We start from the raw sequence: 265 nt of genomic DNA, 5'->3' as shown, positions 1-265 counted from the left end.
GGAAGGAGCCGCCGATATCGGTGGTCAGGTCGACGTTTCCGGTAGCTACTGACTGCTGCAGCATGACGGTGACGACGGCTGTGGAGTTCGCGGGAACTTTGATGGTCTGTCCGGGAGCCGTGTAGGTCATCGACTTGGATGTCGAGGTGCTGCGTGTCTGGCTGAAGCTCCAGGTCGTATTCAGTTGGGCGCCTACTTTCAGTGCCTTACTGATATCTAGCGAGGCCGATATCTGGGTCCAGATGCTGAGCCCCTTCGTGACCGA

At 58.1% G+C, this 265-nt stretch carries 1 protein-coding gene; it reads right to left on the bottom strand.

What is annotated here, in order from left to right:
* The coding region (locus ACX4ZE_RS23395; RefSeq protein WP_480275630.1) for an ETX/MTX2 family pore-forming toxin at nt 1–265 on the bottom strand (265 nt) is incomplete at both ends.

Source organism: Nocardia sp. TBRC8007 (assembly GCF_056629435.1).
Note: the sequence above shows the minus strand (reverse complement) of the source record. Positions and strands in the feature narration are given on the sequence as shown.